Annotated in this window: 1 protein-coding gene; it reads right to left on the bottom strand. The window is 43.8% G+C overall.

The features are described 5' to 3' along the window. Positions 1-2,011 (bottom strand): beta strand repeat-containing protein (locus EGI31_RS14975; RefSeq protein WP_255037983.1); only part of this gene is annotated, 2,011 nt, incomplete at both ends.

The following is a 2,011-nucleotide window of genomic DNA, read 5'->3' as shown; positions in this document are numbered from 1 at the left end:
TCGGATTTGGTACTGGCAAAGAATTGATTGTAACAACTGTAGTTGCACTTGCACTACATCCATTGGCATCCGTTACAGTTAAGCTATAAGTACCACTTGCTGCAGTAGTTACATTGCTGATGCTTGGGTTTTGCGTACTCGCATTGAAAGAATTTGGCCCACTCCATGCATAACTACTCATGCCTGCCACTGAGTTGAATGATAAAGTCGTACCAACACATTTCGGTGAGTCAGAGCTCGGATTTGGTACCGGCAAAGAATTGATTGTAACAACTGTTGTTGCACTTGCAGTACAGCCATTGGCACTCGTTACAGTTAAGCTATAAGTACCACTTGCAGCAGTAGTTACACTGCTGATGCTTGGTGTTTGTATAGAAGCACTAAATGAATTCGGCCCACTCCATACGTAACTGGTCATGCCTGATACCGAATTGAAACTCAAGGTTGTACCCACACATTTAGGCGAATCACTAGTTGGGTTTGGAACTGGTAATGCATTTACAATTACATTTGTGGTCGCACTTGCACTACAGCCATTTGAGTTTGTAACTGTCAAGGTATATACTCCGTTGGCTGCCGTCGTTACATTACTAATACTTGGATTCTGCTCAGTTGAACTAAATGAGTTTGGACCCGACCACAGATAACTTGTACCAGCTGATGAAGTTAAATTTAAAGTGTTTCCTGAACAAATCGGAGTGTTATTGGATGGATTTGCTACAGGCGTAGCATTGACTGTAACTGCCGTTGAGGCCGTTGCAGTACACCCATTGCCATCAGTAACGGTAACCGAATAAGTTCCACCAGTTGTCACATTGGCTATGATAGGATTTTGGATGGACGAACTAAATCCATTCGGACCCGTCCATGAGTAATTTGTTCCTCCTGAACTACTAAGACTAGCTGAATTTCCCGAGCAAATTGGTGAATTACTTGATGCTGATACTGTTGGGGTTGGATTTACAGTAATTGTAAATGTTTGTGGAGGACCAGTACAAACTAATGAAGCAGTGTATGTAATGGTTACCGAACCATCGCCAGTATTTAAACCAGCAGTAGTTGAAGAGGCATTAAGGTTACCTAAATAACTTGAACCACCAGCACCACTCTGACCTACAAAGTTTCCATTGTATGTACCATTATTACCCGTCAGGCCTCCACCGTTTGCTCCGATTGAACCAGTTGAGTTAGCAGCTTGGTTGGAAGATAATTCATTACCACCACTCCCACCAACTCCCAAAACTCCTTCCCCCCCTTTGTTAGCCGGTGCAGCAGTTGCAAATGTAGAAACCCCACCAGTTCCACCTCCTATTTGCGTTCCGCCTGTTGGGAGATTACCTGGGGTCGAACCAGGCCATGCGGCACCACCACCACCACCGTAGTAACCACCGCCACCACCACCACCAGTTCCTCTTCCACAACCTGCAAGTCTATTTCCAGCCGCACCGCCACCACCACCTGCTACAATTACTCTATCAGCTAAAGCAGTACCACCGACTCTAATGTCAGATGCTCCTCCACCGTTACCACCAATTGCATTCGTACAAACTGAGGTGCCTGCTGTACCACCACCATTATAACCATTTTGTCCTCCAACATATATATTAAGGACTTGGCCAGGGGTTACGGCTAATCTACCAGATGCTACACCTCCTAAACCTCCTAAAACCCCTTGATTATTACTGCCACCTTGAGCCCCATTTGCTGTAATATCTATCTCAGTTACCCCTGCAGGTACGATAAATGTTTGAAGGTTTCCTGTGAAATTAAATGTTTCTGTAATTGGTTGAGATGCGGATATTGATGTTACTGAAGGCGTTACTTCAATGGTAGAAGTAATTGGAGTATTTGTAGTGTTTGTGGCTACAAATGATGTTATATTTCCTGTACCACTCGATGCTAAACCTATCGCACTATTTGAATTTGTCCAGTTATAAACAGTATTTTGATTGTTCCCAGTAAAATTAATTGCTGTTGTTGTGGCACCGTTGCACAATATTTGGTTTCCTAC

The organism is Lacihabitans soyangensis (genome assembly GCF_024343775.1).
GTDB lineage: Bacteria > Bacteroidota > Bacteroidia > Cytophagales > Spirosomataceae > Leadbetterella > Leadbetterella soyangensis.
The sequence above is the reverse complement of the archived record's forward strand: the minus strand, read 5'-3'. Positions and strand labels throughout refer to the sequence as shown.